This window comes from Achromobacter sp. EB05 (assembly GCF_044232075.1).
Taxonomy (GTDB): domain Bacteria; phylum Pseudomonadota; class Gammaproteobacteria; order Burkholderiales; family Burkholderiaceae_B; genus Achromobacter; species Achromobacter dolens.
This window is the reverse complement of sequence record NZ_CP155917.1, coordinates 5969199-5995488: the sequence shown is the minus strand read 5'-3', so window position 1 is coordinate 5995488 and position 26290 is coordinate 5969199. Positions and strand designations below refer to the sequence as shown.

General features: G+C 64.8%; 27 protein-coding genes. 13 read left to right on the top strand and 14 right to left on the bottom strand.

Annotation, left to right across the window (positions count from 1 at the left end; all coding sequences use genetic code 11):
* Positions 1 to 401 precede the first annotated feature (401 nt).
* The 5 genes from AAID08_RS27370 (at position 402) to AAID08_RS27350 (ending at position 4379) form a co-directional block, all read left to right on the top strand.
* Positions 402 to 923, top strand: coding sequence for a hypothetical protein (locus AAID08_RS27370; RefSeq protein ID WP_395757151.1), 522 nt, complete (start codon positions 402 to 404; stop codon positions 921 to 923).
* A 510-nt stretch (positions 924 to 1433) separates the two neighbouring features.
* On the top strand, positions 1434 to 2093 hold the full coding sequence (locus AAID08_RS27365) for a hypothetical protein (protein ID WP_175144053.1): 660 nt from the start codon (positions 1434 to 1436) through the stop codon (positions 2091 to 2093).
* Entirely contained in the window at positions 2090 to 2848 is a 759-nt protein-coding gene (locus AAID08_RS27360) for a tetratricopeptide repeat protein (RefSeq protein ID WP_395757150.1), read from the top strand. The genes AAID08_RS27365 and AAID08_RS27360 overlap by 4 nt, the downstream gene beginning before the upstream one ends.
* Positions 2849 to 3059: 211 nt before the next feature.
* Entirely contained in the window at positions 3060 to 3740 is a 681-nt protein-coding gene (locus AAID08_RS27355; protein ID WP_144655963.1) for a hypothetical protein, read from the top strand.
* Positions 3741 to 3788: 48 nt separating this feature from the next.
* Positions 3789 to 4379, top strand: a complete 591-nt coding sequence (locus AAID08_RS27350) for a hypothetical protein (RefSeq protein WP_395757149.1) — start codon at positions 3789 to 3791, stop codon at positions 4377 to 4379.
* Positions 4380 to 4413: 34 nt separating this feature from the next.
* Here AAID08_RS27350 and tenA read toward each other — a convergent pair whose 3' ends face one another.
* Both tenA and AAID08_RS27340 read right to left on the bottom strand, forming a co-directional pair.
* A complete protein-coding gene (tenA, locus tag AAID08_RS27345) occupies positions 4414 to 5076 on the bottom strand; it encodes a thiaminase II (RefSeq protein WP_064527764.1) in 663 nt (220 codons plus the stop codon).
* Positions 5077 to 5153: 77 nt separating this feature from the next.
* Complete coding sequence (locus tag AAID08_RS27340) at positions 5154 to 5939, bottom strand: 3-hydroxybutyrate dehydrogenase (protein ID WP_049076994.1); 786 nt, start codon at positions 5937 to 5939, stop codon at positions 5154 to 5156.
* Positions 5940 to 6307: 368 nt separating this feature from the next.
* Here AAID08_RS27340 and AAID08_RS27335 point away from each other — a divergent pair, with 368 nt between their 5' ends.
* The 3 genes from AAID08_RS27335 to AAID08_RS27325 all read left to right on the top strand — a co-directional run bounded on the left by AAID08_RS27335 (position 6308) and on the right by AAID08_RS27325 (position 9250).
* Positions 6308 to 7018 carry an N-acetylmuramoyl-L-alanine amidase gene (locus AAID08_RS27335; RefSeq protein WP_081273628.1) on the top strand — a complete coding sequence of 237 codons (711 nt, stop codon included), beginning with the start codon at positions 6308 to 6310 and terminating at the stop codon, positions 7016 to 7018.
* Between the two features lie 159 nt (positions 7019 to 7177).
* Positions 7178 to 8371 carry a hypothetical protein gene (locus AAID08_RS27330; RefSeq protein ID WP_240317338.1) on the top strand — a complete coding sequence of 398 codons (1194 nt, stop codon included), beginning with the start codon at positions 7178 to 7180 and terminating at the stop codon, positions 8369 to 8371.
* Positions 8372 to 8401: 30 nt separating this feature from the next.
* On the top strand, positions 8402 to 9250 hold the full coding sequence (locus AAID08_RS27325; RefSeq protein WP_054500357.1) for a lysozyme inhibitor LprI family protein: 849 nt from the start codon (positions 8402 to 8404) through the stop codon (positions 9248 to 9250).
* 70 nt (positions 9251 to 9320) lie between these two features.
* Here AAID08_RS27325 and nhaA read toward each other — a convergent pair whose 3' ends face one another.
* The 5 genes from nhaA to AAID08_RS27300 form a co-directional block, all read right to left on the bottom strand.
* Positions 9321 to 10541 (bottom strand): Na+/H+ antiporter NhaA, encoded by a 1221-nt coding sequence (gene nhaA / locus AAID08_RS27320; protein WP_395757148.1) that lies wholly within the window; start codon positions 10539 to 10541, stop codon positions 9321 to 9323.
* Between the two features lie 118 nt (positions 10542 to 10659).
* Positions 10660 to 11124, bottom strand: a complete 465-nt coding sequence (locus AAID08_RS27315; RefSeq protein ID WP_395757147.1) for an HIT family protein — start codon at positions 11122 to 11124, stop codon at positions 10660 to 10662.
* The gene (locus tag AAID08_RS27310) at positions 11121 to 11570 is read right to left on the bottom strand and encodes a GNAT family N-acetyltransferase (RefSeq protein WP_054500360.1); all 450 of its coding nucleotides are present in this window, start codon (positions 11568 to 11570) and stop codon (positions 11121 to 11123) included. The genes AAID08_RS27315 and AAID08_RS27310 overlap by 4 nt, the downstream gene beginning before the upstream one ends.
* A 19-nt stretch (positions 11571 to 11589) precedes the next feature.
* Positions 11590 to 13056 carry a polyphosphate:AMP phosphotransferase gene (gene pap, locus AAID08_RS27305; RefSeq protein WP_054500361.1) on the bottom strand — a complete coding sequence of 489 codons (1467 nt, stop codon included), beginning with the start codon at positions 13054 to 13056 and terminating at the stop codon, positions 11590 to 11592.
* A gap of 98 nt (positions 13057 to 13154) precedes the next feature.
* Entirely contained in the window at positions 13155 to 14018 is an 864-nt protein-coding gene (locus tag AAID08_RS27300) for an MBL fold metallo-hydrolase (RefSeq protein ID WP_064527758.1), read from the bottom strand.
* Between the two features lie 123 nt (positions 14019 to 14141).
* On the opposite strand from AAID08_RS27300, the gene AAID08_RS27295 reads away from it, so the two are divergent.
* From AAID08_RS27295 to AAID08_RS27280, 4 genes are read left to right on the top strand one after another with little or no spacing between them, the layout of a single operon-like run.
* A complete protein-coding gene (locus AAID08_RS27295; RefSeq protein ID WP_006389825.1) occupies positions 14142 to 14480 on the top strand; it encodes a helix-turn-helix transcriptional regulator in 339 nt (112 codons plus the stop codon).
* On the top strand, positions 14477 to 14905 hold the full coding sequence (locus AAID08_RS27290) for a YeeE/YedE family protein (RefSeq protein ID WP_054500363.1): 429 nt from the start codon (positions 14477 to 14479) through the stop codon (positions 14903 to 14905). Before AAID08_RS27295 ends, AAID08_RS27290 begins: the two co-directional genes overlap by 4 nt.
* Before the next feature lies 1 nt (position 14906).
* Positions 14907 to 15344 (top strand): YeeE/YedE family protein, encoded by a 438-nt coding sequence (locus AAID08_RS27285; RefSeq protein ID WP_054500364.1) that lies wholly within the window; start codon positions 14907 to 14909, stop codon positions 15342 to 15344.
* Positions 15345 to 15357: 13 nt separating this feature from the next.
* The gene (locus AAID08_RS27280) at positions 15358 to 16596 is read left to right on the top strand and encodes an FAD/NAD(P)-binding oxidoreductase (protein ID WP_395757146.1); all 1239 of its coding nucleotides are present in this window, start codon (positions 15358 to 15360) and stop codon (positions 16594 to 16596) included.
* A 72-nt stretch (positions 16597 to 16668) separates the two neighbouring features.
* Here AAID08_RS27280 and AAID08_RS27275 read toward each other — a convergent pair whose 3' ends face one another.
* The 7 genes from AAID08_RS27275 to AAID08_RS27245 all read right to left on the bottom strand — a co-directional run bounded on the left by AAID08_RS27275 (position 16669) and on the right by AAID08_RS27245 (position 25395).
* Positions 16669 to 17937 (bottom strand): phenylacetate--CoA ligase family protein, encoded by a 1269-nt coding sequence (locus tag AAID08_RS27275; RefSeq protein WP_049076969.1) that lies wholly within the window; start codon positions 17935 to 17937, stop codon positions 16669 to 16671.
* 82 nt (positions 17938 to 18019) lie between these two features.
* On the bottom strand, positions 18020 to 18862 hold the full coding sequence (locus AAID08_RS27270; protein ID WP_049076966.1) for an ABC transporter ATP-binding protein: 843 nt from the start codon (positions 18860 to 18862) through the stop codon (positions 18020 to 18022).
* Positions 18863 to 18920: 58 nt separating this feature from the next.
* Positions 18921 to 20261, bottom strand: coding sequence for an ABC transporter substrate-binding protein (locus tag AAID08_RS27265; RefSeq protein ID WP_081089634.1), 1341 nt, complete (start codon positions 20259 to 20261; stop codon positions 18921 to 18923).
* Positions 20262 to 20488: 227 nt separating this feature from the next.
* The gene (locus AAID08_RS27260; RefSeq protein WP_049076964.1) at positions 20489 to 21553 is read right to left on the bottom strand and encodes a branched-chain amino acid ABC transporter permease; all 1065 of its coding nucleotides are present in this window, start codon (positions 21551 to 21553) and stop codon (positions 20489 to 20491) included.
* 23 nt (positions 21554 to 21576) lie between these two features.
* Complete coding sequence (locus AAID08_RS27255; RefSeq protein WP_049078187.1) at positions 21577 to 22506, bottom strand: branched-chain amino acid ABC transporter permease; 930 nt, start codon at positions 22504 to 22506, stop codon at positions 21577 to 21579.
* A gap of 10 nt (positions 22507 to 22516) precedes the next feature.
* Positions 22517 to 23413 (bottom strand): ABC transporter ATP-binding protein, encoded by an 897-nt coding sequence (locus tag AAID08_RS27250; RefSeq protein WP_006389834.1) that lies wholly within the window; start codon positions 23411 to 23413, stop codon positions 22517 to 22519.
* A 5-nt stretch (positions 23414 to 23418) separates the two neighbouring features.
* Positions 23419 to 25395 (bottom strand): long-chain fatty acid--CoA ligase, encoded by a 1977-nt coding sequence (locus tag AAID08_RS27245; RefSeq protein ID WP_049076961.1) that lies wholly within the window; start codon positions 25393 to 25395, stop codon positions 23419 to 23421.
* 169 nt (positions 25396 to 25564) lie between these two features.
* Between AAID08_RS27245 and AAID08_RS27240 the strand changes: the two genes are divergently transcribed.
* Positions 25565 to 26272, top strand: a complete 708-nt coding sequence (locus AAID08_RS27240; RefSeq protein ID WP_054419840.1) for a Crp/Fnr family transcriptional regulator — start codon at positions 25565 to 25567, stop codon at positions 26270 to 26272.
* Positions 26273 to 26290: the final 18 nt, after the last annotated feature.

The following is a 26290-nucleotide window of genomic DNA, read 5'->3' as shown; positions in this document are numbered from 1 at the left end:
TTTGAGTCTGAATGCGATTCAATGGTGGTTTTTCGTGTTCAGACGATGGTACACCTCGTCGACGTCGATCTCGCTGTCATCAATGTGCTATTGATTTTAGTGCGTTATAAAAAACATCAGAAACGGGATGGCTGCGGCAGGCAATTAACATGCTCGATAAGCACACATATATAGAACAAGGCAGCTTCAAGCGCTGGGTGCGCTTCCTCCTTTCATCGGTGGGTATCGTGCTGCTTTACTCGGGACTCAGATACGACTCAAGCGGTGAAAGGCTTCTATGGAAAGGTTAATGGAGTGGATGTAATTATCTTTGTCGCAAAAGAGGGCGTCGGAAAGGTTGGGGTTGGAGATATTGTGACAGCGATAAAACCGTCCGTGCAACAAATGAGGAACTTTGGGCTATGAGAACTAGTGAGAGTCTTGGAATTTATTGGGCCTTTGTAGATGACGATAGTGGTGAGTTGTATCAAGACGAAGTGGCCGGATTGATTTTATTCGGATTCTGGAAGGCGGCGTATTCGCCTAGCATTATGGAGAAGGATTCGTTCCTAAATGATATATGGAAAGAGTTTGCCGATATAAAGCTCAGGGAGTGGGAGGGGGGCGCTTTGAGTAATTTATCTGTCGAGATAAAAATAAATTCTTGGCCAACTGAAAAGTTGTGGAAAAAAAATATCGAGGCTTCGTTGCGTTGGTTTGTGGACAATGGGGCACTCATATCGTGGTGCGGTGGTGAATTATCCAGCCCTTCACTAAGCGTATTTCATCCGGAGAGTGGTGCGGGATCAGTATATGCGGCCTATTGTGAAAGCATCGGCTTTGCTTGCGGCTCTGAACTGAATTCTGAGTATTGCGATCTTGATGCGGTTGATCTCGAAAAATTTGCAGGCGTGGTGAAGGCTTCCGGGGATGTGAATTTTTAGAAGAATGCGAGAGTTTTGTGGTTAAAAAAGGGAAATGGGTGTTTCAGGAAAATAGGATGTCAGACTACGTTTTCGTCCTAAGTCTTTGCATTGTGCATGGCAACCTATGCTCCCGGATAGCATCAGCGACTAATCATGTTTAGCCAAGATGTTCGTTTTAGGACGATTTGGGACGTACGCCGTATTGGTCAATTAGATTGGTTCAGTAAAAATAATAAATATCGGATTTGTCTGATTGGAAAATTCATCCCAACGGCGTAAATTCCCCTCGAGAGTTTCGTAATTCTCATGTTGGAGGATTTAATATCCAGCGCCCTTCGCTGTTGGTGCATGGACTCCTGTTCTTATCCAGTGAATCGGCCATGCTGAAAAAAAGAAACATCAGACGACGTTTTCGATCGCTGTTCGATAGCGAAGGTTGGTTTATCAGCCACTCGAAGCAATACGACCGTCGAGTGCCGCAACACATCAGGCATGTTCCATTCATTCAACGCCCTAACGGAAGATTCAATGTCCAGATTTGCCCCTACGCTGCTTGCCTCGCTTTTCTTGCTTGCAGCATCCTCGGCGTCGGCGACGGGCAGTTCGCCCGCGTCGGCAAGCGAGGCGCTCCGCCTGTTCGCGAGATGCGATGCATCGCTGTTCAATGCGCTCAAGGAAAATCCGAATCTGCTTGGAACAGCGGTAGAGGTAAAAAAACGAGGCAAAGCGGCGGCTATCGTGGTTGAAAACCAGCTTGCCGAGAAGGGGCAGGATCAGGTTTTTGCGAGGCCGCTGGATGTTGACGGGGTGCGCCTGCTCGCTTGGCATGATGAAGTTTCCTACGATGTCGAATTTGGCGCCTTCCTATATTGGGGGTTCAAGGCGGAGGGCAGCATCAACGCTGTGGCCCAGAAGATCAATGCTCTCCTGCCCACCTCGCGAAAACTTGTCGACGAGGGCAATGCCTGGGCTCGTAGCGAGATTCGCAAAGTCGGCGATCCAGTGGACTCCTGGCAACCGAGCGGCACCGGCGCGCTGACTCCGAAGGGAAGCGTGGAGCGCGCACTCATGCTCGAAGTTGACGCGGCCGGCCAGATCTACATCTATTGCACGCTCCAGGGATCAATAACACCGCCGCTGCTGCAAATCCTACGTCCCGATCTGACCAACGACGAGTATCCACAATGAAGTCATTTATCTCAGCAACGCTCGTTGCCCCCTTGATCCTGCTCTCAGGTTGTGCTGTCACGCCGAGGGCGGGTTTTGCTGATCGTGCGACGACGAGTCACGCCAGCCCGTGTGAGCAGGTCAGCAGCATAAAGTCCACTGTGAATGGCAGAGCGCAAGATCCGGACCAGGCCATTCAGCTGCTGTCTGCTTGCCTTTCAAGCCCGCTCGGCGCGCAGACGGAGGTGCAGGTGCTCACGCTACGAATGCGTGCTCTTATCTATGCGCAAAAGGGGGATTATGCGCATGCAATCGCCGATCGCGAGGAATCGCTTCGCTTGAAGCCTGCCCGCACAGGCTGGGACATCATCAATCTTGCGGGTAACTATCGAGATAACGGGCAGCCGGAACGGGCGGCTGAACTTCTCCGAAAGATGTTTCAAGACAACATGGGGCTTAGGGGCAAGGGCACCGGCCATGGCATGCCGAGTTACTACCATCTCGGCCGGGCACTGATCGATGTACAGCAGTGGTCTAGTGCCGCAGAAGCCTTTTCCGAAGGTATGGTGTACCAACCGGATTATGTCTGGGCATACGCCTATCGCGGTCTGGCCTACGACCGGATGGAGCAGCCGGAGCTGGCGCAGGCCGACATCGACAAGGTGCGTTCCTTAGTCAGCAACTCCAAACCGGATGTCCGCGAGGAACACCGCCGGACTCTCCAGGAACCGCCATTCGTAGAGTTATTGAAGAAATATCCTGAGCAAGGAAACTAGGTGATAGGGCGTAGTGTTGCGCCGCCAAAGCCTGGCTCGGCTTCAAGCGGGCAAGCAGGTCGAGGTTTTCTATCACGCGGCTGAGTTCGCGGTGGTGGATCTGGGTGGCTCCACGGTCTACACCGAGATCTTCCAATTCGCTGAGCCGGCTACGGCCGAGTAGACGGCTACCGCCCGTCCGCAGTTTGCTTCATTGAATACCACGAATATCATGCGTTCACTTAAATTGGCAGCTACTGCCGCTGTGTTGCTGCTCACGTCGGGCTGCGCCTTCATCATGGGTTCCCCGGCCAAGCCCTTGGCGACGAACCCCGAGCCGGATGAAGTGATCAGTCCGGTCCTGGTCTATACGTCCGACTGCAATTACCAGAAGAAAATCGACGACACGGGCTGGATCGGCGCACGTACTGCGCTGCCAGCGCTGTATGCAGCCGAGACGGTCTGCAAGGCCCTGAACAACGAACTGCCCGGCGCGATGGATGCGGCAGGCATCAAGGCGACATTCAAGCTGCGCAAGGTGAATCCGGATTCCGCGCGGCCGTTGACCTTGAAGGAAGACGCAGCGGCCATCGGGGCAAAGTATGTGGTGGCATTGGGCGAACCCAATGGCTTTGGCGGCTATCAGCAATACGGCCCATCGGTAAGCATCAAGGTGCGCCTGTATGACGCCGTATCGGGTGAATACCGCGGCTACGCCGAAGACACCTATCCGATTTCCTTACGCGACTACTCCAATCGGGGGCCGGCCGCAGACGGCCTGCGGATCGCGGCGGATATGGCGCAAATGCTGGCGCGCACGATGCGCAAGCGCTGCACCGAGGCCTATCCTTATCAATGCGGCAAGACGGGCTTGTTCCGCTTGGCTGAGCCTCGCGATGCCTATGGCAAGTGAGTACCGCGTTTGCCCTGGCTAATTTCTTTTCTTTTGAGTGAGTGGTAGATGATTGCTGTATTGCGTTGCGTGGCGTCCGCTTTGTTGCTGGGCGGTGCCTTGGCGGGTTGCTCCGCCACCAATCCCAATATCCTCAGCCATTACGACGCTGGCAGCAGTGCGCGGGTTCGCGTGTATGTCTATACGGCGGATCGCATCCGCCTGGATTTTGACAGGACGTGCTTCCTGCCCGCATCGGGCCTGTTCGGCCATGGCGACGGCCTGGAAACGATCCAGCGTTCGCACATGCGCGGTAGCGGCAGCGTTGGAATGCCGCCTTCGCCGAACATTTCGGGCCTGGTGTTCGACGAATTCATCATCAAGGCGGGTATTCCGGTAACCATTTACGGTCAGGTCGGCGGGACCTACAGAAACGCCGGGCCTTATGGGTCCGTGATCACCACGAGCGGGCCCGAGACGAAGAATGCCGGGTATTTCACGCCAGCCGCTGGCAAGGACTACGAGGTCTATGTGGAGCGGCGCGCGGTAGTGGTGCAGGACATCACGGTGCCCGGCGTCAGCGCAGCGGAACGGCAGGTGCCGTTGATGCCGGCTTCGCCCTGCCCGGAACCCCCTGCGACCGTGATGCCGAAGGTCTGACTGCGGTCGTAGAGCCTATCTGGTACGCGTCGTCTCAAACCGGCCATTCCCCCAACCGATACGCCGAATCCCAGAACATCCATTCCAACTGCGCCGCATGCGTATAAGCCCGGTGCATGTCCTCGCGCGTCTGTGCCGACGCCTTGTCCGCCGCCTGGTCCACGGAGGCGATCACTTCGCGCACCAGGGTGTGGAATTCTTCCCCGGCGTAGGTATCGATCCACGCGCTATAGGGGTTGGGACGCGTCGCGCGGGCGTGGATGTCGCGGCCGATTTCCGCGTAGATCCAGAAGCACGGCAGCAACGCCGCCAGCGCCACCGGATACGGCGCGCTCCACGCCGTGGCGATGAGGAAGCTGGTGTAGTGATGGCTGGCGGGCGACAGCGGCGTGCCGGCGAACGTCTCGGCGTCGATGCCGAACTGCTTCATGAACCCCTCATGCAGACTACGCTCGACCACCACGGCGTTCTTGGCCGCATCGGCGAACTGCACCACGCCGTCGGCATGATCGGCCTTGGCGGCGGCGACCGCCAGGGCGCGGCCGAATGCCAGCAGGTAGTGCGCATCCTGGATCATGTAGTGGCGGAACGCCTGTTCGCTGAGCTGGCCGCTGGCCAGCTCCTGGTTGAACGGCATGGTGCGCGTTTTTTCGTACAGCGCGGCGTTGCGCGCCCAGGCGTCGGTGCTGAAAGACATGGCAATCCTCGAGTCGAAATCGGACGGCGCCTAAAGGAAGCAAGCGCGCCGTGACCGCGACCCAAGGATATCAAGACTTACTGCATGTACCACCCATGGCTGACGACGAACGACTGCCCCGTGAACGCCGCGCTGGGGAAGGTCGACAGGAACAGCGCCGTCTGCGCCACGTCCTCGACGGTGGTGAAGATGCCGTCGACGGTATCGCCCAGCATCACCTTCTTGACCACGTCTTCTTCGCTGATGCCCAGTTCCTTGGCCTGCTCGGGAATCTGCTTCTCGACCAGGGGCGTGCGCACGAAGCCGGGGCAGATGACGTGCGAACGCACGTTGTGCTTGGCGCCTTCCTTGGCCAGCACGCGCGCCAGGCCCAGCAGCGCGTGCTTGGCGGCGACGTAGGCGGACTTGAGCGGCGAGGCTTCGTGCGAGTGCACCGAGCCCATGTAGATCACGACGCCGCCGCGATCGTCCTTGTACATGTGCTTGAGCGCGGCCTTGGTGGTGAGGAAGGCGCCATCGACGTGGATGGCCTGCATCTTCTTCCAGTCGGCGAAGGCGAAGTTCTCGATGGGGTTGACGATCTGGATGCCGGCGTTCGAGATCAGGATGTCGATGCTGCCGTAGGCGGCGGCGACGCGGTCGATGCCCTGGTTGACGGCGTCTTCGTTGGTGACGTCCATGGCCACGCCCATGGCCTTGCCGCCGGCCTGCTCGATTTCGCGGGCGACGGCGTCGGCGCCGGCCTGGTTCAGGTCGGCGATGGCGACCGCGGCGCCCGCGCGCGACAGGGTCAGCGCGATTTCCTTGCCGATGCCGCTGGCCGCGCCGGTGACGACGGCCACTTTTCCGTTCAGATTGCTCATGCTGGGAACCTCCGGGTAAGAATGCCGCGGGCCGGGGTGCGCCCGCGGATGCGAGGGGCATGGGTTGATGGTAGCGCTCCAGGATGAGCGCAGCCTGAACGCGACAACGCGGGTAACTTTCTATGTCATTTGCTTCCGCCGCGTGTCCGCCCGGCGCGGGCGCGCTGTCGCGGTGAGGGCGCAAGGTGCATGTCTTCGGCGCCATGCCGACGGCCATGCCAGGCGGAGTTTGTTACCAACGCGCGCCACGCGGCGCATTCCGCCATTGCCGGTGGCGCCGGGCTGCGCGAGAATCCGCCGCATTCGGTCCTGTCTCGGTGGGTGGGGGCCTGGTTTCTTACAAAGCGAATTCAAGCGTGGCAACAGTCATGAACGGTCGAGCGGGCAAGCAAGGGGCGGCAGGATGGGCGCGCGGCGTCGCGGCGGCCTTGCTGGGGTTGGCGGCGCTGTCGGCGCAGGCGGCCTACGTGGTGGTGGACACCGGCCACACGCCCAAGCAGCCGGGCGCCACGGGCGCCAGCGGCCGGGTGGAGTACCAGTACAACCTGGACCTGAGCGGCGCGGTGGCCACGGATCTGCTGGCGCTGGGCGACCGCGTGACGCGCGTGTCGGCCGATGGCGCCGAGATTGCGCTGGGCCGGCGCGCGTTGACCGCGCCGGACGCGGACTTCTTCATCTCTATCCACCACGATTCGATGCAGCAGAAGTACATCGATGCCGGCCGTCAGCGGGAATTCGCGGGCTTCGCCATCTTTGTCTCGCAGCTCAATCCCCGCTACGAGGACAGCCTGCGATGCGCCAAGGCCATCGGCGAGGCGCTGGTGGCAGCGGGCGAAAAGCCGTCGCTGTACCACGCCGAGCCCATCGCGGGCGAGAACCGGCCTTTGCTCGATCGTCGCCTGGGCGTGCATCGCTACGATGGGCTGGCGGTGCTCAAGACGGCGGCGATGCCAGCGGTGCTGGTGGAGGCTGGCGTGATCGTGAATCCCGACGAAGAGGCGCGCCTGGCGCGGCCCGAGACAATCCAGCGCCTGGCGCGAGCGATCGCGGACGGCACGCACGCCTGCCAGCGGCGTTAGCGCGGCGCGGGGCGGCTGGCGGACGAATGCGGGATGAAATGGCTGGGGATGGATAAAATCCGGCATTCGACCGGCGGGCCGCCGCGCCCGGGGCGACGCGGTTGCGCAGGGCGGGGTCGATGCCGTCCATGGCATGCGTTCCGAGAACAAGGACTGATGATGCTGAAAAGAAAACTGACGATGTTGGCCGCGGGCCTGGCGCTGTCCATGGCCGGAGTGTCCGCCGCGGTGGCGCAGACGCAGGCGCCGGCGGCGCAGCAGGAGGAACCCGAGCGCTACGGCCCGTTCTTCTTCCTGCCCAGCCAGCCCAATCTGCTGGTCTACGTGGGCGCGGTGGGCGCCAACGACATGCTCAATCTGAAGAAAGCGCTGCGCGAGCATCCGACCATCTCCACCCTGATCCTGCAGAACAATGGCGGCGGCCTGGTGCATATCGGCTTGGTGGTGGCCGAAGAGGTTTACGAGCGCGGGCTGAACACCTATATCCCGAAGGACAGCTATTGCGCGTCGGCGTGTTCGTTTGTGTTCTTCGCCGGCCGCCAGCGCCTGGCCGAAGGCCGCCTGGGCGTGCACCAGATTTCCGCGCCCGAGATGACGGGCGAACAGGCGCAGTTCGGCGTGTCGGACATCGTCGCGACCCTGCCGAAGTACGGCGTGTCGGCCGACGTGCTGGGGATCATGTTCAGCACGCCGTCCAAGGAGATGTATTTCTTCTCGCCGCAGGAGATCATCAAGTACGGCATCAACCGCACCGGCAACGTCAGGACGGCCAGCAATGATGTGCAGCCGGGCACGGGCCAGCGCGCGGCCCCGGCGACTGCGCCTGCCGCGGCGCCCGCGCCGCAGGCGCAGTCGCCCGGGGATGCCAAGTTGCCGCCGCGCAAGCCGGCTTCGCCGGATGCCGCGCCGGCGCCGGCCGGCCCCGTGGCCAATCCGTACATGCCCAAGGAAACCGCGCCGGCCGCGATCACGGATGAGCAGAAGGCGATCAACGCCGCGGCCCTGATGATCCAGGCGGGCAGCGGCACCAACGAGGAAGCGCTGAAGTTCACGCGCGAGTTCTACGCCGATTCGGTCGACTACTTCAAGAAGCAGCGGCCGAAATCCGAGATTCTGGCGGACAAGGAGGCGTACTTCGCGCGCTGGCCGGTGCGGCGTTTCGTGGTCGACCAGAGTTCGCTGCGGGCCAAGTGCCAGGACCAGATGTGCATGGTCAAGGGCCTCTACGATTACAAGGTATCGAGCCCGGAGCGCGGCAAGACCGCGACCGGCACGTCGAATTTCACTTACGTCCTTGACCTGCGCAACCGTTACCGCATCGTCATGGAAGACAGCGAGGTCATCAGCCGCTGACGCAGCGGCCCGATGCCAGGGAGAACTGCAATGAGTTTCAGGAATCGCGCGGCGCAGTTGCTGTGCCTGGCGGGATTGGGCGTGGTGGCGGCGCCGGCCCTGGCGATCAACTGCCAGAAGGCCAGCACTTCCTCCGAGAAGCTGATCTGTTCGGATCGCAAGGCGGTGGCTGCCGATGGCGAGCTGAACCGCGCCTATGCGGCGGTGCTGAAGCAGGCGCCGGACGAGGAGATCCGCAAGATGCTGGTGGATAGCCAGCGGCGCTGGATCGAGGCCCGCGACCAGGCGCTGAACGGGCTGACCGATGATTCCGATGCGCTGCAGGACGACCAGACGCCGGGCGGCCTCGCGGCCGACATGATCCTCAACCGCGTCGCCGCGCTCAAGGAGATCAGGAAGGGCGACAAGCTGCCCGCCATGATCGCCGCGGCGCTGCGCCAGCGGGAGTTCAACAAGCAGTTCACGGGCGGCCCCTACGCCGGTTTCGACGTGTCCTGCGACATCCTGCCGCCGGACTACAAGTACTACGCCTGTTTCGCGACCCGCCATTACCAGAACAACGACCGCATCTGCAGCGTGGAGGAATACTGGGCCACGGGCTCGGTCTACGTGCAACGCTATGTGGCCAAGGTGGTCGACAACAAACCGGTGCCGGTGGCGTCCTGCTCGTTCAATGGCAACGACGCCAACTGCCCGGGCAGCATTGCCGATGACGCGCACTGGAACACCGGCCCCGAGGTGCACAAGGTGGACTACTCCTCCAAGCCGCTGCCCAAGGTGGACGGCGAAGTGCACGACGACGATGAGTATGGCTGGCTCAAGTCCTGCCTGAGCGACGCGTCGTTCCCGCTGTCCAATCCGAAGGACGCCGGCCGCTAGCCGGGCCGGGCCGCGTCAGGCAGCGTCGTCGGCGGCGGCCCGGGCCAGGCGCTTGCGGTGGTGCCTGGCGTCAGGCCTTGGCGGCGGCTGGCACCGACGAGCCGCTAGTGCGCAAGAGCAGGAAGCCCGCCACCGCCGAGGCCAGCGAGCCGGTCAGGACGCCGATCTTGGTGGCATCGACCGCCGCTGGATCGCTGAAGGCCAGCGCGCCGATGAACAGGCTCATGGTGAAGCCGATGCCGCACAGCAGGGCCACGCCGTACAGTTGCGTGAAGCTGGCGTGGCGCGGCAGGCTGGCCAAGCCGGTGCGGATGGCGAGCCACGCAAAGCCGAACACGCCCAGTTGCTTGCCCAGGAACAGGCCCAGCGCCACGCCCAGCGGCACGGGCTGCGCCAGGCTCGACAGCCCCATGCCGGCGAACGACACGCCGGCGTTGGCGAAGCCGAACAGGGGAACGATCAGCAAGGCCACGGGTTTGTGCAGCGCGTGTTCCAGCGAATGCAGCGGCGAATGCTCGCCCGCGCGGCCCTGGTTCCGCGGACGCAGCGGAATGGTCAGCGCCAGCGCCACGCCCGCGAGCGTGGCATGGACGCCGGACTTCAGCACGAAGTACCAGAGCACCGCGCCGATCAGCAGATAGGGCGCCAGGCGCAGCACGCCGGCCCGGTTCAGGCAGAACAGGCACGCCAGCAGGGCCCCTGCCATGCCCAGCGCGAACAGGTTCAGCTCGGAGGTATAGAACAGCGCGATGATGACGATGGCGCCCAGGTCGTCCAGGATCGCCAGCGCCGTCAGGAAGACCTTCAGCGAGGTCGGCACGCGGCTGCCCAGCAGGGCCAGGATGCCCAGTGCGAAAGCGATGTCGGTGGCGGCGGGGATGGCCCAGCCGCGCAGAGTGTCGGGGCTGCCCAGGTTCAGCAGCACGTAGATCAGCGCCGGCATGGCCATGCCCCCCAGGGCGGCGATGCCAGGCAGCACGATGCGAGCCGCGCCGCGCAACTGGCCGTCCAGCACCTCGCGCTTGATCTCCAGGCCGACCAGCAGGAAGAACACCGCCATCAGGCCATCGTTGATCCAGTGCAGCACCGATTCTTTGAGTAGCACGGGGCCGGCCTGGAAGCCGAGCTTGGCGCCGAGGATCTCGAAGTAGCCGGGCGCCAGGGGGCTGTTGGCGACGATCAGGGCGACCACCGCCGCCAGCATCAGCACGTAGCCGCCGAGGGCTTCGGAACGCAGGAACGCCTGCAGGAAAGAGACGGGCCGGGACGAGGGCGAGGCCTGCAGGGTCACTATTCACTCCTTGCGTGCTGCGATACAGCGTAAAACCTGAATTTTACCTGAATTGAATGCGTCGCGAGGAGCGGAAGGTCTTGATTTCTATAGGATTTGGCGTGATCGTCTCGACAATTCAATGCCACAGCAACGCGTTCATGGCCTCGACCAGCCGGTTGCGATAGCGCGGCAGCAGCGCCCGCACGCGCGCCTGGCGTTCGGACCATTCGGCCGGCTCGGCGCCGGCGACGATGCGCGGCGACGCCCAGATCGGGTCGGGGAAATGGCGGTCGCCGCGCCAGCGCGGAATCACGTGCCAGTGCAGGTGCGGCACCATGTTGCCGAGCGAGGCCAGGTTGATCTTGTCGGGCGCCAGGATCGATTGCTGCGCTTCCTCGACCACGTACACCGCGCGCATCAGCAGGTCGCGGCCGTGGGTCGACAGGCTGGTCATCTCGGCCAGGTGGGCGTTCCAGATGACGCGGGTGAAGCCGGGGTAGTCGGGGTCGTCCACCTCGATCAGGCGCAGGTGCGGGCCGCGCCACAGCAAGGTGCCGCCGTCGGTCTGGCACAGCGGACAGTCGGGGTCGCGCGCGCTCAAGGCAGCACCTTGCGGTATTGGATGAAGCCGGAACGGTCGGCGATGCGGTCGTATAGCTGCATCGCGGTGGCGTTGGTCTCGTGGGTCAGCCAGTAGACACGGGCGCAGTTGGCGGCGGCCGCTTGCGCATAGACGTGTTCGATCAGCTTGCGGCCGGCGCCGGTGCCGCGGGTTTCCGGATCGACGTAAAGGTCCTGCAGATAGCAGTAGTCGCCCGCCGTCCAGGTCGAGCGGTGGAAGATCCAATGGACCATTCCGACCGCGCGGCCGCCGTCGTAGGCCAGCGCGGCATTCACCGGCTCGGCCGGATCAAGGAAACGGGCCCAGGTGTTGCGCGTGACGGCGTCGGCGATGTCGACGCGGTAGAAGTCCTGATACCCCTTCCAGAGGGGCAGCCAGACATCAAAATCGGCGGCGACGACGGGACGGATTTCAGCCGAGCTCATGGGCAAGGTCTCCTGCGGGTCAGAGTTGGTTTTCCAGGGCTTCGACGATATGTCGCAGCACTTGAAGGCGAGCGTAGCGCTTGTCATTGGCCGACACCAGGTGCCACGGCGCATGCTTGACATCGGTGCGCGCCAGCATTTCGTTGGTGGCCGCCGCGTATTCCTTCCATTTGTCGCGGTTGCGCCAGTCGTCGGGCGTGATCTTGAAGTTCTTGAAGGGCGATTTCTCGCGGTCCTTGAAGCGTTCGAGCTGGACGTCGGCGGTGATCGCCAGCCAGAATTTCAGCACCAGCGCGCCGCTGCCGGCCAGTTGCGCCTCGAAGTCGTTGATCTCGGCGTAGGCGCGGCGCCAGTGGGCGGGCGGGGTGATTTTCTCGACTCGCTCGACCAGCACCCGGCCGTACCAGGAGCGGTCGAAGATGGCGATGCGCCCCTGGCGCGGCACGTGGCGCCAGAAGCGCCACAGGTAAGGGCGGGACAACTCGTAGCTGTTGGGCGCGGCCACCGGGGTGATGTCGAACTGGCGCGCATCGAGCGCGTGGGTGATGCGGCGGATGGCGCCGCCCTTGCCGGCGGCGTCCTGGCCTTCAAACACCAACACCAGCGAACGTTCCTGGAATTTCCTGGAGCGGGCCGCGCGCGCCAGCCGGCCCTGCAGCAGTCCCAGTTCGGACTCGTAGTCGTCACGGTCGAGCTTGGCGTCGTAGTCCAGTTGGCCGAGCCGGTCGAGGATGCGGGCCGGACCGGTGTGGGCCACGAACGACGCCGGGATGCGCGGCACGCGGTTCTGGCGCATGGCGGCCAGCACGGCCTCGGCGGTGCGCGCGGCGCGCATGTTCTCGTCGGCGCTGGGGATCACCACCCACGGCGCATGGCCGCTGTCGGTGTGGTTGATGACGACCTGGCCGCTGTTGCGGATGCGGTCATATTTCTTGTGCACCTTGAGGTCGATCGGGCTGACCTGCCAGGAGGTCTCGGGGCTGGCCAGCAGACGCTTGGCCCGCGCCTGCTGGGCCTCCGATGACAGGTGGAACCAGAGCTTGAGGATCTGCACCCCCTCGGCGGCCAGCATTGCCTCGAAGCGGCGGATGGCGACCGACTGCGCCTCGATGCTGTCCTGATTGGGGTGTTTGCGCGCGGCTTCGCGGATCAGCGGCGTGTACCAGGAGCCAAAGACGATGCCCGTGCTGCCCTTGGGTGGCAGATCTTTCCAGTAGCGCCACATGGGCGGACGCTCGAGCTCGTCGCCTTCCGGAGGACCATAGGCCAGCGTCCTGATGTGGCGCGGGTCCATCCATTCGTTGAGGAGGTTGATCGTGGCGCCCTTGCCGGCGCCGTCGATGCCGGCCACCACCACCAGCAGGGATTTCTCGGCCTTCTGCAGGCGCTGGTACTGCGCGTTCAGCAGCGCGACGCGCAGCCGGGCTTCCAGCGGCTTGAAGGCTTCCTTGGACAGAACGGGGTCGGCTTCGGCTTCGGCGAACATGGGGGTTCCGTGGGATCGGCGATCTTGTGACCGGCCGATCTTGCGGGATATCCCGGCGGTGCGCAAGTGCGCCGCCGCGAGAACCTTGCGGGCGCTGGCTAGAGGGCGTCGACGGGGATCTTCAGGTAGCGCACGCCGTTGTCTTCCGGCGGCGGGAAATGGCCGGCGCGGATATTGACCTGGATGGCCGGCAGGATCAGCGTGGGCATCGACAGGGTGGCGTCGCGCCGCGTGCGCATGGCGACGAATTCGTCTTCGGTGACGCCGTCGCGCACATGGATGTTGGCGCGGCGCTGTTCGGCCACGGTGGTCTGCCACGCGGCCTCGCGGCCGGCGGGCGGATAGTCGTGGCACATGTAGAGGCGGGTGTCGTCCGGCAGGCTCAGCAGGTGCCGGATGGAGCGGTACAACTGGCGGGCGTCGCCGCCGGGAAAGTCGCAGCGCGCGGTGCCGACGTCCGGCATGAACAGGGTGTCGCCGACGAAGACGGCGTCGCCGATGCGGTAGGCCATGTCGGCCGGCGTATGGCCGGGTACGTGCATGGCGCTCGCCGTGAGGGCGCCGATCTGGAAGGTTTCGCCATCGGCGAACAGGCGGCCGAACTGCGAGCCGTCGAGCTGAAACTGCGGCTCGAGGTTGAAGATCTTCTTGAACACGCCCTGCACGGTGCGGATGCTCTGGCCGATGGCGATGACGCCGCCCAACTGGCGCTGCAGGTAGGGCGCGGCCGACAGGTGATCGGCGTGCGCGTGGGTCTCGAGCAGCCAGTCGGTGCGCAGGCCGTGTTCGCGGACGTAGGCGGCTACCCGGTCGGCGCTGACGGTGCTGGTGCGGCCGGACTTGGGGTCGTAATCGAGCACCGAATCGATGATGGCACAGGCGCCGCCGGACGCGGGCTCGTGCACCACATAGGTAACGGTGGCGGTGGCCGGGTCGAAGAAGGCCTGGATATGCGGGTTCATGGGGAGGCGCCTGGAGCAGAGGAGGATGTGCGCAGAACAATATATATTTTTCAATAATATTGTTGGATAGTTTATCGGTCAATATAATGATCAAACTCTTTTACGCCGATTGACCCCCATCAAATGTTGACTGCCCTGAACGATTGCGAGGTCGCCGCGCTGCGCGAATCCGCCTCCCAGGCCTGCGCGCTGCTCAAGGCGCTGGCCAACGAAGACCGGCTGCTGCTGCTGTGCCAACTGGTGCAGGGCGAGCGCAACGTCGGCGAACTGGAATCCCTGACCGGCATCCGCCAGCCGACGCTGTCGCAGCAACTGGGCGTGCTGCGCGATGAGGGCCTGGTGAGCACCCGGCGCCAGGGCAAGTACGTGTACTACCAACTGGCCAGTTTCGAGGTCAACCAGGTCATGAAGACGCTGTCCAGCCTGTATTGCGGCCGTGCCATGGCGGCGCTCGCGTCATGATCGACCTGTCCGCCTTCACGCCCGCAAGCGCGCTCGGCGGCGGCGCGGTCATTGGCGTGGCCGCCGTCCTCATGATGCTGGGCGCGGGCCGCATCGCCGGCATCAGCGGCATCCTCGGCGGGCTGTTGCCGCCTGATCGAAATGCCGGCTGGCGCCTGGCGTTCCTACTGGGGTTGTGCCTGTCTCCCTGGTTGTATCGGTTGGGCAGCGCGCTGCCGCCGATCGTGGTGGAAGCGGGCAATGCAAGGCTGATCGCGGCCGGCCTGCTGGTCGGCATCGGCACGCGTTTCGCGTCGGGGTGCACCAGCGGCCACGGCGTCTGCGGGCTGGCGCGCGGCTCGCGCCGTTCCCTGGCGGCGACGGCGCTCTTCATGGCGGCGGGGTTTGCCACCGTGTATGTCGCGCGGCACCTGATCGGAGGCTGACATGGTGGCCTTGTTCGCGTTTCTCTCGGGATTGGTGTTCGGGCTGGGACTGCTCGTTTCCGGCATGGCCAACCCCGCCAAGGTGTTGGGCTTCCTGGACCTGGCGGGAAGCTGGGATCCTTCGCTGGCGTTGGTGATGGGCGGTGCGCTGGCCGTGACGGCAGCGGGCTTTGCCTGGTTGCGCCGTCGCCGTGCCAGCCTGTCCGGCGAGCCGCTGCATTGGCCCACGGCCACGCGTATCGATCCGCGGCTGGCGTTGGGCAGCCTGGCGTTCGGCGCGGGCTGGGGGCTGGCGGGTTTCTGCCCCGGCCCGGCGCTGGTGGCGGCGGCGGCCGGCGTGCGGGAGGCACTGATCTTCGTGGCGGCCATGGTGGCCGGCATGGCGCTGTACTCGGCAATTCAATATATGACGAACCGGCCGTCCCGGACCGGTCGATAGCAGGGAGACGAGCATGCAGACGGCAGCACAGGCGCGGCGCGATTTCGACGTGGTGGTGGTCGGAGGCGGTTCGGCGGGCATCGGCGTGACCGCCAGCCTGCTGCGCCGCCGTCCGGACCTGCGCATCGCGGTCATCGAACCCAGCGACAAGCACTACTACCAGCCGGCCTGGACGCTGGTCGGCGGTGGCGCGTTCGATGTGGCCAAGACCGTGCGGCCGACAAGGGCGGTGATGCCGGGCCGCGCCACCTGGCTGCAGGCCGCGGCGGCCGGTTTCGAACCCGAGGCCAACCAGGTCCGGCTGGCCGATGGCAGCGCGGTCAGCTACCAGCAATTGATCGTGTGCCCCGGCCTGCGCCTGGCCTGGGACAAGGTCGAGGGCCTGTCGGAAACGCTGGGCCGCAATGGCGTCAGTTCCAACTACCGCTTCGACCTGGCGCCCTACACCTGGGAGCTGGTGCGCGGCCTGAAGGGCGGCAAGGCGCTGTTCACGCAGCCGGCCATGCCGATCAAGTGCGCCGGCGCGCCGCAGAAGGCCATGTACCTGGCGTGCGACCACTGGCGCCGCAGCGGCGTGCTGGATCGCATCGATGTCGAATTCGACCTGGCCGGCGCGGTGCTGTTCGGCGTGCCGACCTTCGTGCCGCCGCTGATGCGCTATGTGGAAAGCTACGGCATTTCGCTGGCGTTCAATTCGGCGCTGGTGGCGGTGGACGGCCCGGCGCGCAAGGCGTGGTTCGACGTCAAGGACGCCGAGGGGGCGGTGACCCGTGTCGAGAAGTCATTCGACATGCTGCACGCGGTGCCGCCGCAGGTGCCGCACGAATTTCTGCGCCAGAGCGCGCTGGCCGATGCGGCCGGCTGGTGCGAGGTCGATCCGGCCACGCTGCGCCATGTGCGCTACGACAACATCTTCGGGCTGGGCGATGGCATCAGCACCACCAACGCCAAGACCGCGGCGGCGGCGCGCAAGCAGATCGTCACGGTGGCCGAGAACCTGCTGGCGGTGCGCGAAGGGCATGCGCTGCCGGTCACGTACGATGGCTATGGCTCGTGCCCGCTGACGGTCGAGCGCGGCCGCATCGTGCTGGCCGAGTTCGGCTATGGCGGCAAGCTGCTGCCCACCTTCCCGCTGGACCCGACCGTGCCGCGCAAGAGCGCCTGGTTCCTGAAGGCGACGATGCTGCCGTGGATCTACTGGAACGGCATGCTCAAGGGCCGCGAATGGCTGGCCCGTCCGTTGGGCAATTGAGCCTGCCGTTGCCGGCGGCGATGCCGCGCCCGGGCTTTGCCGGTCCCGGGCGCGCCTTTCTTCTTATCCTTGTTATTCGTAGGTGCGGATGTCGTCGATGACCTTGCCGTCGTTCGGCAGGGAGCCGGCCTCGGCCCATTCGACGTCGCTGCGCAGCTTGGTCACGTCGCGCACCGATTCGGCGATGCGGGCGCCGAGGTCTTCGCCGCGCACGCGTGATTCCACCCGCAGCACCATTTTGTCCGAACCGGTGGTGCCGCTGATCACCAGGCGTGCCCGCAGGATTTCCGGATGGCGGCGCACCACGTCGGCCACCTGCGAGGGATGCACGAACATGCCGCGCACCTTGGTGGTCTGGTCGGCGCGGCCCATCCAGCCCTTGATGCGGGTGTTGGTGCGACCGCAGGGCGAGATGCCGGGCATCACCGCCGACAGGTCGCCGGTGCCGAAGCGCACCAGGGGGTAGTCGGGGTTCAGCGTGGTGACCACGACTTCGCCCACTTCGCCATCGGGCACCGGTTCGCCGGTGCCGGGGCGCACGATTTCGACGATGATGTCCTCGCCCAGCACCAGGCCCTGGCGCGCCGGCGTCTCGAATGCGATCATGCCGAGGTCGGCGCTGCCGTAGGCCTGGTAGCCCTCGATGCCGCGCGCGGCCAGCCAGTCGCGCAGCGACGGCGGGAAGGCCTCGCCGGACACTAGGGCGCGGCGCAGCGAATCCAGCTTCACGCCGAGCTCGTCGGCCTTTTCCAGGATGATCTTCAGGAAGCTGGGCGTGCCGGTGTAGCCGCTGGGCGCCAGGTCCTGGATGGCGCGCACCTGCTGTTCGGTCTGGCCGGTGCCGCCGGGGAACACGGTGCAGCCGACGGCGTGCGCGGCGGTCTCCATCATCGAGCCGGCTGGCGTGAAGTGATAGGAGAAGCAGTTGTAGGCCAGCTCGCCGGCGCGAAAGCCCGCGGCGTACAGCGCGCGGGCAAAGCGCCAGTAGTCGGCGCGCGCGCTTTCGGGTTCGTAGATCGGGCCGGGCGAGGCGAACACGCGCATGGCTTCGCCCCAGCCGATGGCCGAGAAGCCGCCGAAGGCCTTTTGCGGTCCGGCCGGTTGCGCCGCCTGTTCGCGGCTGTGCTGCTGGCGTTCCAGCAGCTCGTGCTTGCGCAGCACCGGCAGGCGCGCCAGCGCGGCGCGCGAGGTGACCGTGGCGGGGTCGATGCCGCGCAACTGCTCGGCAATGGCCGGCGCGCGGGCGATGGCGCGGGCGATGGCGTCGGGCAGGGCCGCCATCAGGTCGCGCTCGCGTTGCTCGGGCGCTCGGGTTTCCAGGACATCGAAAAACTCGGACATGGGATCGCACCCTCTCGTGTGCCGTACTGCGGTGTCGTTGCCGGCGGCAAGCCGGACCGCGCCGGCGTCGCCGCTCCAGGGATCAGGCCAGCCAGCGTTTGCGGCGGCGGTAGAACTTGTTGTCGCGGAAACTCTTGCGCTCGCCGCTGGAAATGCCCAGGTAGAACTCTTTCACGTCCTCGTTCTGGGCCAGGTCCTGCGCGGCGCCGTCCATCATCACGCGGCCGTTCTCCAGGATGTAGCCGTAGTCGGCATAGCGCAGCGCGATGTTGGTGTTCTGCTCGGCCAGCAGGAAGCTGACGCGCTCGCGCTGGTTCAGGTCGCGCACGATCTCGAAGATCTCCTCGACGATCTGCGGCGCCAGTCCCATGGACGGCTCGTCCAGCAGGATCATGTTGGGGTTGGCCATCAGCGCGCGGCCGATGGCGGTCATCTGTTGTTCGCCGCCCGAGGTGTAGCCGGCCTGGCTGGCGCGGCGCTGCTTCAGGCGCGGAAAATACTGATAGACACGCTCCAGCGCCGCGCTGGTGTCGCCGCGGCTGAGGTCGCGCGTGTAGGCGCCCGTCAGCAGGTTCTCTTCGATGGTGAGGTGGGCGAAGCAATGGCGGCCCTCCATCACCTGCACCACGCCGCGCTTGACCAGTTCGGCCGGCGACAGCTTTTCGATGCGCTGGTCGCGGTATTGGATGTGGCCCTTGGTGACGTCGCCGCGCTCGCCCTTGAGCAGGTTCGAGATGGCGCGCAACGTGGTGGTCTTGCCGGCGCCGTTGGCGCCCAGCAGGGCCACGATCCGGCCTTCCGGCACCTGCAGGGACACGCCCTTGAGCACCAGGATGACGTGGTTGTAGATCACCTCGATGCCGTTCACATCGAGCAGCACCTTGGGGGTGTCGGCGGTAGTAGCGGTAGTCGTTGCTGCGGTCATGGCGGTTCCTGCGGCTTGGTGGCGGCCGACGCCGTGGGGCGCCGGCCGCCGGTTCACATCAGTTCTCGCAAGTGCGGGGCGTGATGTTCTTTTCCTTGGCGTACTTCGCCGCGGCTTCCTTCACCATCGGGTCCAGCAGGGTCTTGTCGGCCTGGTACCAATCCGAGACGACCTTGAACTTGGCGCCGTCCCACTGCACGATACGGGCCCAGTCGTCGCCCTTGTGGTTGCTGCACGAGGTCTTGACCGGGCGCATGATCTGGCCGAAGCCGAGCTGGTTCAGGCGTTCCTGCGTCAGGTTCAGGTTCTCGAAGCCCCAGCGCACCTGGTCGGGCGTGAGCGCCTTGCCCTTGCCGAACTTTTCCTGCGCGGTGCGGATCGCCTCGACCTGCAGCATCGAGATCATCATGCCGCGGGTGTGGGCGATGGTGCCGAGCGTGGTCTTGCCCGTCTTGTCCGAACCCTGGCCCTTGTCGTAGACGTACTTCTTCAGATCGTCATAGACCTTGTCGTGGTCGGCGCCGCTGTTGTGGATGGTGATGGCGTTGTAGCCCTTCGCGACATCGCCCAGATCCTTGACGTCGCCTTCGGAGCCGGCCCACCAGATCGCGTACATCTTGTCGCGCGGGTAGCCGCTGGCCTGCGCTTCGCGGATGGCGGTGGGCGTCATGATGCCCGCGCTCCACAGCAGCACATAGGCCGGGCGCGCCTGGCGGATCTGCAGCCAGGTGGACTTCTGTTCCACGCCGGGGGCGGTCACTGGATACAGCAGCAGCTCGAAGCCTTCCTTGGCGGCGCGCTTCTGCAGCAGCGGGATCGGTTCCTTGCCGTAGGGCGAGTCGTGGTAGACCAGGGCGATCTTCTTGCCCTTGAGCTTGTCCATGCCGCCTTCTTTCTTGGCGATGTCCTGGATCATCACGTCGGCGGCGGTCCAGTAGGTGCCCAGCAGCGGGAAGTTCCACTCGAACACGCTGCCGTCGACCGATTGCGACAGGCCGTAGCCCATCGTCTCGACCGGCACCTTGTCCACCATGGCCTTGTCGCTGACCGCGAAGGTGATGCCGGTCGATTGCGTGTCGAAGCCCGAGGCGCCGGTGCCCTTGCCCTTCAGGCGTTCGTAGCACTCGACGCCGCGGTCGGTGGCGTAGGCGGTTTCGCATTCCTCGTAGGTGATCTTGACGCCGTTGACGCCGCCGTCGCGTTCGTTGACCAGCTTCAGGTAATCCAGCTTGCCATCGGCCCAGGGAATGCCCAGCGGCGCGAACGACCCGGTCCGGTACACCAGCAACGGAACGAACTGCTCTTCCGCCGCCATTGCCGGCGTGGCCACGGCGCCGATGGCGCCGGCTGCGGCCACCAAGGCTGCCGCCAACTTCAGGTTAAGACGCTTCATCTCCATTTACCTCCTGCGTGGTGTTTGGGTCATAAACCCTCGGGCACCGGGGTTGGCCCGGTCTTGAGCCGGGTATTCAGGATGTCGGTCGTGGCGCGGATACCGCTACTACCGACGATGATCACAACGGGAGCCGCACCATCCGGGCCGCGGCGGATCCGGCTTTGCCGGTCCCCAGCGGCGCCCCCTTGAGGGGGGAAGCGCCGCAGGCGCTTTCGGGGGTGGGCCCATCATTAGTGGGGGAAGGGCCAGATGCGGAGCTTTTCCTTGCCGATGCTCCACAACCGCGCCAGCCCGTGCGGCTCGGCGATCAGGAAGAACACGATCAGCGCGCCGAACACCATGTGCTCGACGTGCGCGGCGGTGTCCACCGACAGCGACAGGCCCAGCATGTGCGGCACGTTGGTCAGCGCCACCGGCACCAGCACGATGAAGGCCGCGCCAAAGAAGCTGCCGATGATGGAGCCCAGGCCGCCAATGATGACCATGAACAGCAACTGGAACGAACGCGTCAGGTCGAAGGCCAGCGGCTCCCACGAGCCCAGGTGGATGTAGCCCCACAGCGCGCCGGCCACGCCGACGATGAACGAGCTGACCGCGAACGCGGTGAGCTTGGCGTACATCGGGCGGATGCCGATGACCGAGGCGGCCACGTCCATGTCGCGGATCGCCATCCACTGGCGGCCGATGGCGCCGCGCACCAGGTTCTTGGCCAGCAGGCTGAAGATCACCACCAGGATCAGCACGAACAGGTACTTTTCCAGCGCGCTCTGCACCGGCAGGCCGAAGGCGGTCAGCGGCGGCACCGAGACGTTGCCCGACGACGAGTAGTTGGTGAAGAACGGGATGCGCAGGAACGCCCAGTCGACGAAGAACTGCGCGGCCAGCGTGGCCACGGCCAGGTACAGGCCGCGGATGCGCAGGCTGGGAATGCCGAAGATCACGCCGACGATGGTGGCGAAGCACCCGCCCAGCAGGATCTGGACGATCAGCGGCATGCCGGGAAAGCGCACGCCGAAGTTCCAGGCGGCATACGCGCCCACCGCCATGAAGGCGCCCGTGCCCAGCGAGATCTGGCCGCAATAGCCCACCAGGATGTTCAGGCCGACGGCGGCCAGCGACAGGATCAGGAACGGGATCAGGATGGCGCGCAGCAGATAGTCGCTGGACAGCGCCGGGATGGCGATGAACGCCACCGCCAGCAACAGCCAGATGAAGACGCGGTCCTGGCGGATCGGGAAGATCTGCTGGTCGGCGCGATAGCTGGTCTTGAATTGGCCGTTTTCGCGATAGAACATGTTTTTATCCTAGAAGGCCGTGGTCAGACGCGGTCGATGATCTTCTCGCCGAACAGCCCTTGCGGACGGAACAGCAGGAACACCAGCGCCAGCACATAGGCGAACCAGATTTCGATGCCGCCGCCCACCAGCGACCCCAGGTAGACTTCGGACAGCTTTTCGCCCACGCCGATGATCAGGCCGCCGAGAATGGCGCCCGGCACCGAGGTCAGGCCGCCCAGGATCACCACCGGCAGCGCCCGCAGCGCCGCGGTCGAGAGCGTGAACTGCACGCCGAACTTGGAACCCCAGATGATGCCGGCCACCAGCGCCACCAGGCCGGCCACGCTCCAGACGATGACCCAGATGCGGTTCAGCGGAATGCCGATGGACTGCGCCGCCTGGTGGTCGTCCGCCACGGCGCGCAGCGCACGGCCGGTGGAGGTGAACTGGAAGAACAGCGCCAGCGCCGCCACCAGCAATGCGGCGATGACCGCGGCGGTCAGGTCTTCGAGGTTGATGAGCAGGCCGCCTTCGAACACCGAGTCCAGGATCATCAACGGATCCTTCGGCATGCCGACGTTGATGGAATAGACCGAGCTGCCGAACGAGATCTGGCCCAGGCCGTCGAGGAAATAGCTGATGCCCAGGGTGGCCATGAGCAGGGTGGTGGCCTCCTGGTTGACCAGGTGGCGCAGCACGAAGCGCTCGATCGCCACGGCCAGCAGGAACATGAGGATGGCGCTGACGATGAACGCCAGCACGTTGGCCAGGATCATGTTTTCGAAGCCGAACCAGCGCGGTATCCACTCCGAGAAGCGCGCCATCGACAGCGCCGCCACCAGCACCATGGCGCCCTGGGCGAAGTTGAACACGCCCGACGCCTTGAAGATCAGCACGAAGCCCAGGCCGATCAGGGCGTACAGCATGCCGCTCATCAGGCCGCCGAACAAGGTTTCCAGAAAAAATCCCATCATTCGCCCCTTAAGTCCGTGCAGCCAGTGAGTTTTCTCCCTCCCCCTCGGGGGGAGGGTTAGGGGCGGGGGCTGTTGCCTGCGCTTCGGCGTCCTGGGTGACGGCGGCTTCGCCGCCGACGCCAAGGTACGCTCGGATGACGTCTTCGTTGGCGCGCACCTCATCGGGCTTGCCGTCGCCGATCTTCTTGCCGTAGTCCAGCACCACCACGCGGTCGGAGATGTCCATGACCACGCCCATGTCGTGCTCGATCAGCACGATGGTGGTGCCGAATTCGTCGTTCACGTCGAGGATGAAGCGGCTCATGTCCTGCTTCTCCTCGATGTTCATGCCGGCCATCGGCTCGTCCAGCAGCAGCAGGCGTGGTTCCATGGCGAGCGCGCGGCCCAGGTCGACGCGCTTTTGCAGGCCGTAGGGCAGGCGCCCCACCGGCGTCTTGCGATACGCCTGGATCTCGAGGAAGTCGATGATGTTCTCGACGAACTGGCGGTGCTCGATCTCTTCGCGTTCGGCGGCGCCCAGGCGGAAGGCCTGCGCCAGCAGCCCGCACTTCATGCGCAGATTGCGTCCGGTCATGATGTTGTCCAGCACGCTCATGCCCTTGAACAGGGCCAGGTTCTGGAAGGTGCGCGCGATACCCATTTCGGCGGCGCGGCGCGGATTCATGCGCGAAAAGCGCTCGCCGCGGAAGGCGATGCCGCCCTGCTGCGGCGTGTAGACGCCGTTGATGACGTTCAGCATCGAGCTCTTGCCCGCGCCGTTGGGGCCGATGATGGCGCGGATCTCGTGCTCGCGCACATTGAAGGAAATGTCCGTCAGCGCCTTGACGCCGCCGAAGGACAGCGAGATGTTCTGCATGTCCAGCATCACGTCGCCGATGCGCTGGTCGCGGTCGTTGTTGCTCATGGTCTCTACGCGGCTCGGGCGGTGATGGCGGGGAACGTCTTGACCGGGCGGATCTTCAGGTCGGCGGCGATCTTGCCGGTGCGGCCGTCCTCGAACTTCACTTCGGTTTCGATGTACTGGGACGGCTTGCCTTCGAACAGGGCGTCGATCAGCACGCCGTACTTCTGCGCGATGAAGGCGCGCCGCACCTTGCGGGTGCGCGTCAGTTCGTCGTCATCCGGATCCAGTTCCTTGTGCAGGATCAGGAAGCGGCCGATCTGCGAGGCCGACAGCTTGGGATCGGTGGCCAGGTCGGCATTGACCTGCTCGACGCAATCGGCGATGAGCTGGTAGACCTCGTCCTTGCCCGCCAGGTCGGTGTAGCCGGCGTAGGGCAGGCCGCGGCGCTCGGCCCAGTTGCCCACGGCTTCCAGGTCGATGTTGATGAAGGCGCACACGTCCTGGCGGCCGGCGCCGAACGCCACCGCTTCCTTGATGTGCGGGAAGAACTTGAGCTTGTTCTCGAGATACTTGGGCGCGAACAGGCTGCCGTCGGCCAGCTTGCCGACGTCCTTGGCGCGGTCGATGATCTTGAGCTGGCCGTCGGTGTCCAGGTAACCCGCGTCGCCCGTGTGGAACCAGCCGTCGGCGCTGCGCGCTTCCTGCGTGGCGCCCGGGTTGCGGTAGTACTCCTTGAACAGGCCAGGGCTCTTGACCAGGATTTCGCCGTTGTCGGCCACGCGGATCTCCACGCCGGCCACGGGCGGGCCGACGGTGTCGTCGCGCACCTGGCCGTCCGGCTGCACGCAGACGAACACCGAGGTTTCGGTGGAGCCGTAGAGCTGCTTGAGGTTGATGCCGATGGAGCGATAGAACACGAAAAGGTCGGGGCCAATCGCCTCGCCGGCGGTGTAGGCCACTCGCACGCGGCTCATGCCCAGCGCATTGCGCAGCGGACCGTAGATCAGCACATTGCCCAGCGCGTAGCGCAGGCGGTCCCAGGCGTTGACCGGTTCGCCGTCCAGGATGCGGGTGCCGACGCGGCGCGCCAGCTTCATGCAGGCATGGAACAGCTTGCGCTTGAGGTAGCCGGCGTCCTCCATGCGGATCATCACATGGGTCAGCAGGCCTTCCAGCACGCGCGGCGGCGCGAAGTAGTAGGTGGGGCCGATGTCGCGCATGTCGATCGAGACCGTGTCGGGCGACTCCGGATGATTCACCGTGAAGCCCGTGACCAGCAATTGCGTGTACGAGAACATGTTCTGCCCGATCCAGGCCGGCGGCAGGTAGGCCAGCACGTCCTCGCGGTCGGTCAGGTTCTCCATCTCGGACACGGCCCGGGCGCGGTCGATCAGCGCATGGTGCGTCAGCACCACCCCCTTGGGCTTGCCGGTGGTGCCGGAGGTATAGAACATCGCGGCCGCGTCGTGCGGCTGCACCGCGGCCACGGCGCGGGCGAAGAAGTCGGGATGCTGCGCGGCGTACTCGCGGCCAATCTCCTCGAGCCGGTCGTACGACAGCAGCATCGCATCGGTGTAGTGGCGCAGGCCGCGCGGATCGTCATAGACCACGTGCTTGAGCGCGGGGCATTGCTCGCGCACTTCCAGCATCTTGTCGACCTGCTCCTGGTCCTCGACCACCGCGACGCTGATCTCGGCGTCCTGCAGGACGTAGACCATTTCCTGGGCCACGGCGTCCTGGTAGAGCGGCACGGGGATGGCGCCGAGCGATTGCGTGGCCATCATGGCCATGTACAGGCGCGGCCGGTTCTCGCCGATCACGGCCACGTGCATGCCGGGCTGGATGCCCAGCGATGCGAGCCCGTGGGCGACCTGGCGCACGTGCTCCGCCACTTGCGACCAGGTAAGGGTTTGCCAGATACCCAGGTCTTTCTCACGTATCGCGGGCCGCGACCCGCGTACGTCGGCATGCGCGAACAGCAGCGCCGGAAAAGTATCCAGCGCCGCCGGCATCGTTGCGGATGCGGGCGATGAATGTGCCACGTTGTCTCCTCCGGTTTGGGCACATCGCGCCCGTTGCCGCGAGACGCGGCGCGCGAGCGGTTGCGCTTGACCAGTTGGTTTTAGATTTACGGCAGGAGTTAAGGTATAAGGTTGGGTTGCTACCAACTGTCACCATCGCGACATTCAAGGAACTTTTAGGGTATTCCCGATGCAGCTATCCGACTCCCTGCAACTGGCCGCGGCCTGGTTTCGCGTACTCGACGCCGAGCAGCAAGCGCGCGTCGAGCGAGACCTGTCCGTGCAGCAGGTTGCCGCCGGGTCGATCATAGAGCGCAAAGGCGAACTCGCCCAGGCTTGGATCGGCGTGCTGGCCGGCCTGGTGAAGGTGTCGGTGGGAAATGCCGAAGGCAAGGTCGCATCGCTGACCGGCGTGCCCGCCGGCGGCTGGATCGGCGAGGGCTCGCTGCTCAAGCGCGAAGTCCGCAAGTACGACATCGTGGCGCTGCGCGATTCCGTCGTCGCGCGCCTGCCGGCAGCCACTTTCGATTGGCTGCTGGACACCAGCATTCCCTTCAACCGCTACCTGCTGCACCAGTTGAACGAACGCGTCGCCCAGTTCATCGGCAAGGCCGAATACGACCGCCTGCTCGATCCGGATGCGCGCGTGGCGCGCTGCCTGGCCGAGCTGTTCAACCCGCTGCTGTACCCCGGCATGGGCATGCGCCTGACGATCACGCAGGAAGAGGTCGGTTACCTGGCGCGGGTCTCGCGCCAGCGCGCCAACCAGGCGCTGCGCAAGCTGGAAGAGGCCGGCCTGCTGAATGTCGAGTACGGCGCCGTGCGGGTGCTGGACCTGGACGGCTTGAAGCGCTACGGTTCCGACCGCGGGGCGCTGGAAGGCGAGCACGCCGCCTGAACGGGGCCGAGACGCCAG

Excerpts from the sequence above, each read along its gene's own strand:
- AAID08_RS27370 (WP_395757151.1), top strand. The coding sequence starts at position 402 with ATGAGAACTAGTGAGAGTCTTGGAATTTATTGGGCCTTTGTAGATGAC.
- AAID08_RS27365 (WP_175144053.1), top strand. The coding sequence starts at position 1,434 with ATGTCCAGATTTGCCCCTACGCTGCTTGCCTCGCTTTTCTTGCTTGCA.
- AAID08_RS27360 (WP_395757150.1), top strand. The coding sequence starts at position 2,090 with ATGAAGTCATTTATCTCAGCAACGCTCGTTGCCCCCTTGATCCTGCTC.
- AAID08_RS27355 (WP_144655963.1), top strand. The coding sequence starts at position 3,060 with ATGCGTTCACTTAAATTGGCAGCTACTGCCGCTGTGTTGCTGCTCACG.
- AAID08_RS27350 (WP_395757149.1), top strand. The coding sequence starts at position 3,789 with ATGATTGCTGTATTGCGTTGCGTGGCGTCCGCTTTGTTGCTGGGCGGT.
- tenA (WP_064527764.1), bottom strand. The coding sequence starts at position 5,076 with ATGTCTTTCAGCACCGACGCCTGGGCGCGCAACGCCGCGCTGTACGAA.
- AAID08_RS27340 (WP_049076994.1), bottom strand. The coding sequence starts at position 5,939 with ATGAGCAATCTGAACGGAAAAGTGGCCGTCGTCACCGGCGCGGCCAGC.
- AAID08_RS27335 (WP_081273628.1), top strand. The coding sequence starts at position 6,308 with ATGAACGGTCGAGCGGGCAAGCAAGGGGCGGCAGGATGGGCGCGCGGC.
- AAID08_RS27330 (WP_240317338.1), top strand. The coding sequence starts at position 7,178 with ATGCTGAAAAGAAAACTGACGATGTTGGCCGCGGGCCTGGCGCTGTCC.
- AAID08_RS27325 (WP_054500357.1), top strand. The coding sequence starts at position 8,402 with ATGAGTTTCAGGAATCGCGCGGCGCAGTTGCTGTGCCTGGCGGGATTG.
- AAID08_RS27310 (WP_054500360.1), bottom strand. The coding sequence starts at position 11,570 with ATGAGCTCGGCTGAAATCCGTCCCGTCGTCGCCGCCGATTTTGATGTC.
- pap (WP_054500361.1), bottom strand. The coding sequence starts at position 13,056 with ATGTTCGCCGAAGCCGAAGCCGACCCCGTTCTGTCCAAGGAAGCCTTC.
- AAID08_RS27300 (WP_064527758.1), bottom strand. The coding sequence starts at position 14,018 with ATGAACCCGCATATCCAGGCCTTCTTCGACCCGGCCACCGCCACCGTT.
- AAID08_RS27295 (WP_006389825.1), top strand. The coding sequence starts at position 14,142 with ATGTTGACTGCCCTGAACGATTGCGAGGTCGCCGCGCTGCGCGAATCC.
- AAID08_RS27290 (WP_054500363.1), top strand. The coding sequence starts at position 14,477 with ATGATCGACCTGTCCGCCTTCACGCCCGCAAGCGCGCTCGGCGGCGGC.
- AAID08_RS27285 (WP_054500364.1), top strand. The coding sequence starts at position 14,907 with ATGGTGGCCTTGTTCGCGTTTCTCTCGGGATTGGTGTTCGGGCTGGGA.
- AAID08_RS27280 (WP_395757146.1), top strand. The coding sequence starts at position 15,358 with ATGCAGACGGCAGCACAGGCGCGGCGCGATTTCGACGTGGTGGTGGTC.
- AAID08_RS27275 (WP_049076969.1), bottom strand. The coding sequence starts at position 17,937 with ATGTCCGAGTTTTTCGATGTCCTGGAAACCCGAGCGCCCGAGCAACGC.
- AAID08_RS27270 (WP_049076966.1), bottom strand. The coding sequence starts at position 18,862 with ATGACCGCAGCAACGACTACCGCTACTACCGCCGACACCCCCAAGGTG.
- AAID08_RS27265 (WP_081089634.1), bottom strand. The coding sequence starts at position 20,261 with ATGGAGATGAAGCGTCTTAACCTGAAGTTGGCGGCAGCCTTGGTGGCC.
- AAID08_RS27260 (WP_049076964.1), bottom strand. The coding sequence starts at position 21,553 with ATGTTCTATCGCGAAAACGGCCAATTCAAGACCAGCTATCGCGCCGAC.
- AAID08_RS27255 (WP_049078187.1), bottom strand. The coding sequence starts at position 22,506 with ATGGGATTTTTTCTGGAAACCTTGTTCGGCGGCCTGATGAGCGGCATG.
- AAID08_RS27250 (WP_006389834.1), bottom strand. The coding sequence starts at position 23,413 with ATGAGCAACAACGACCGCGACCAGCGCATCGGCGACGTGATGCTGGAC.
- AAID08_RS27240 (WP_054419840.1), top strand. The coding sequence starts at position 25,565 with ATGCAGCTATCCGACTCCCTGCAACTGGCCGCGGCCTGGTTTCGCGTA.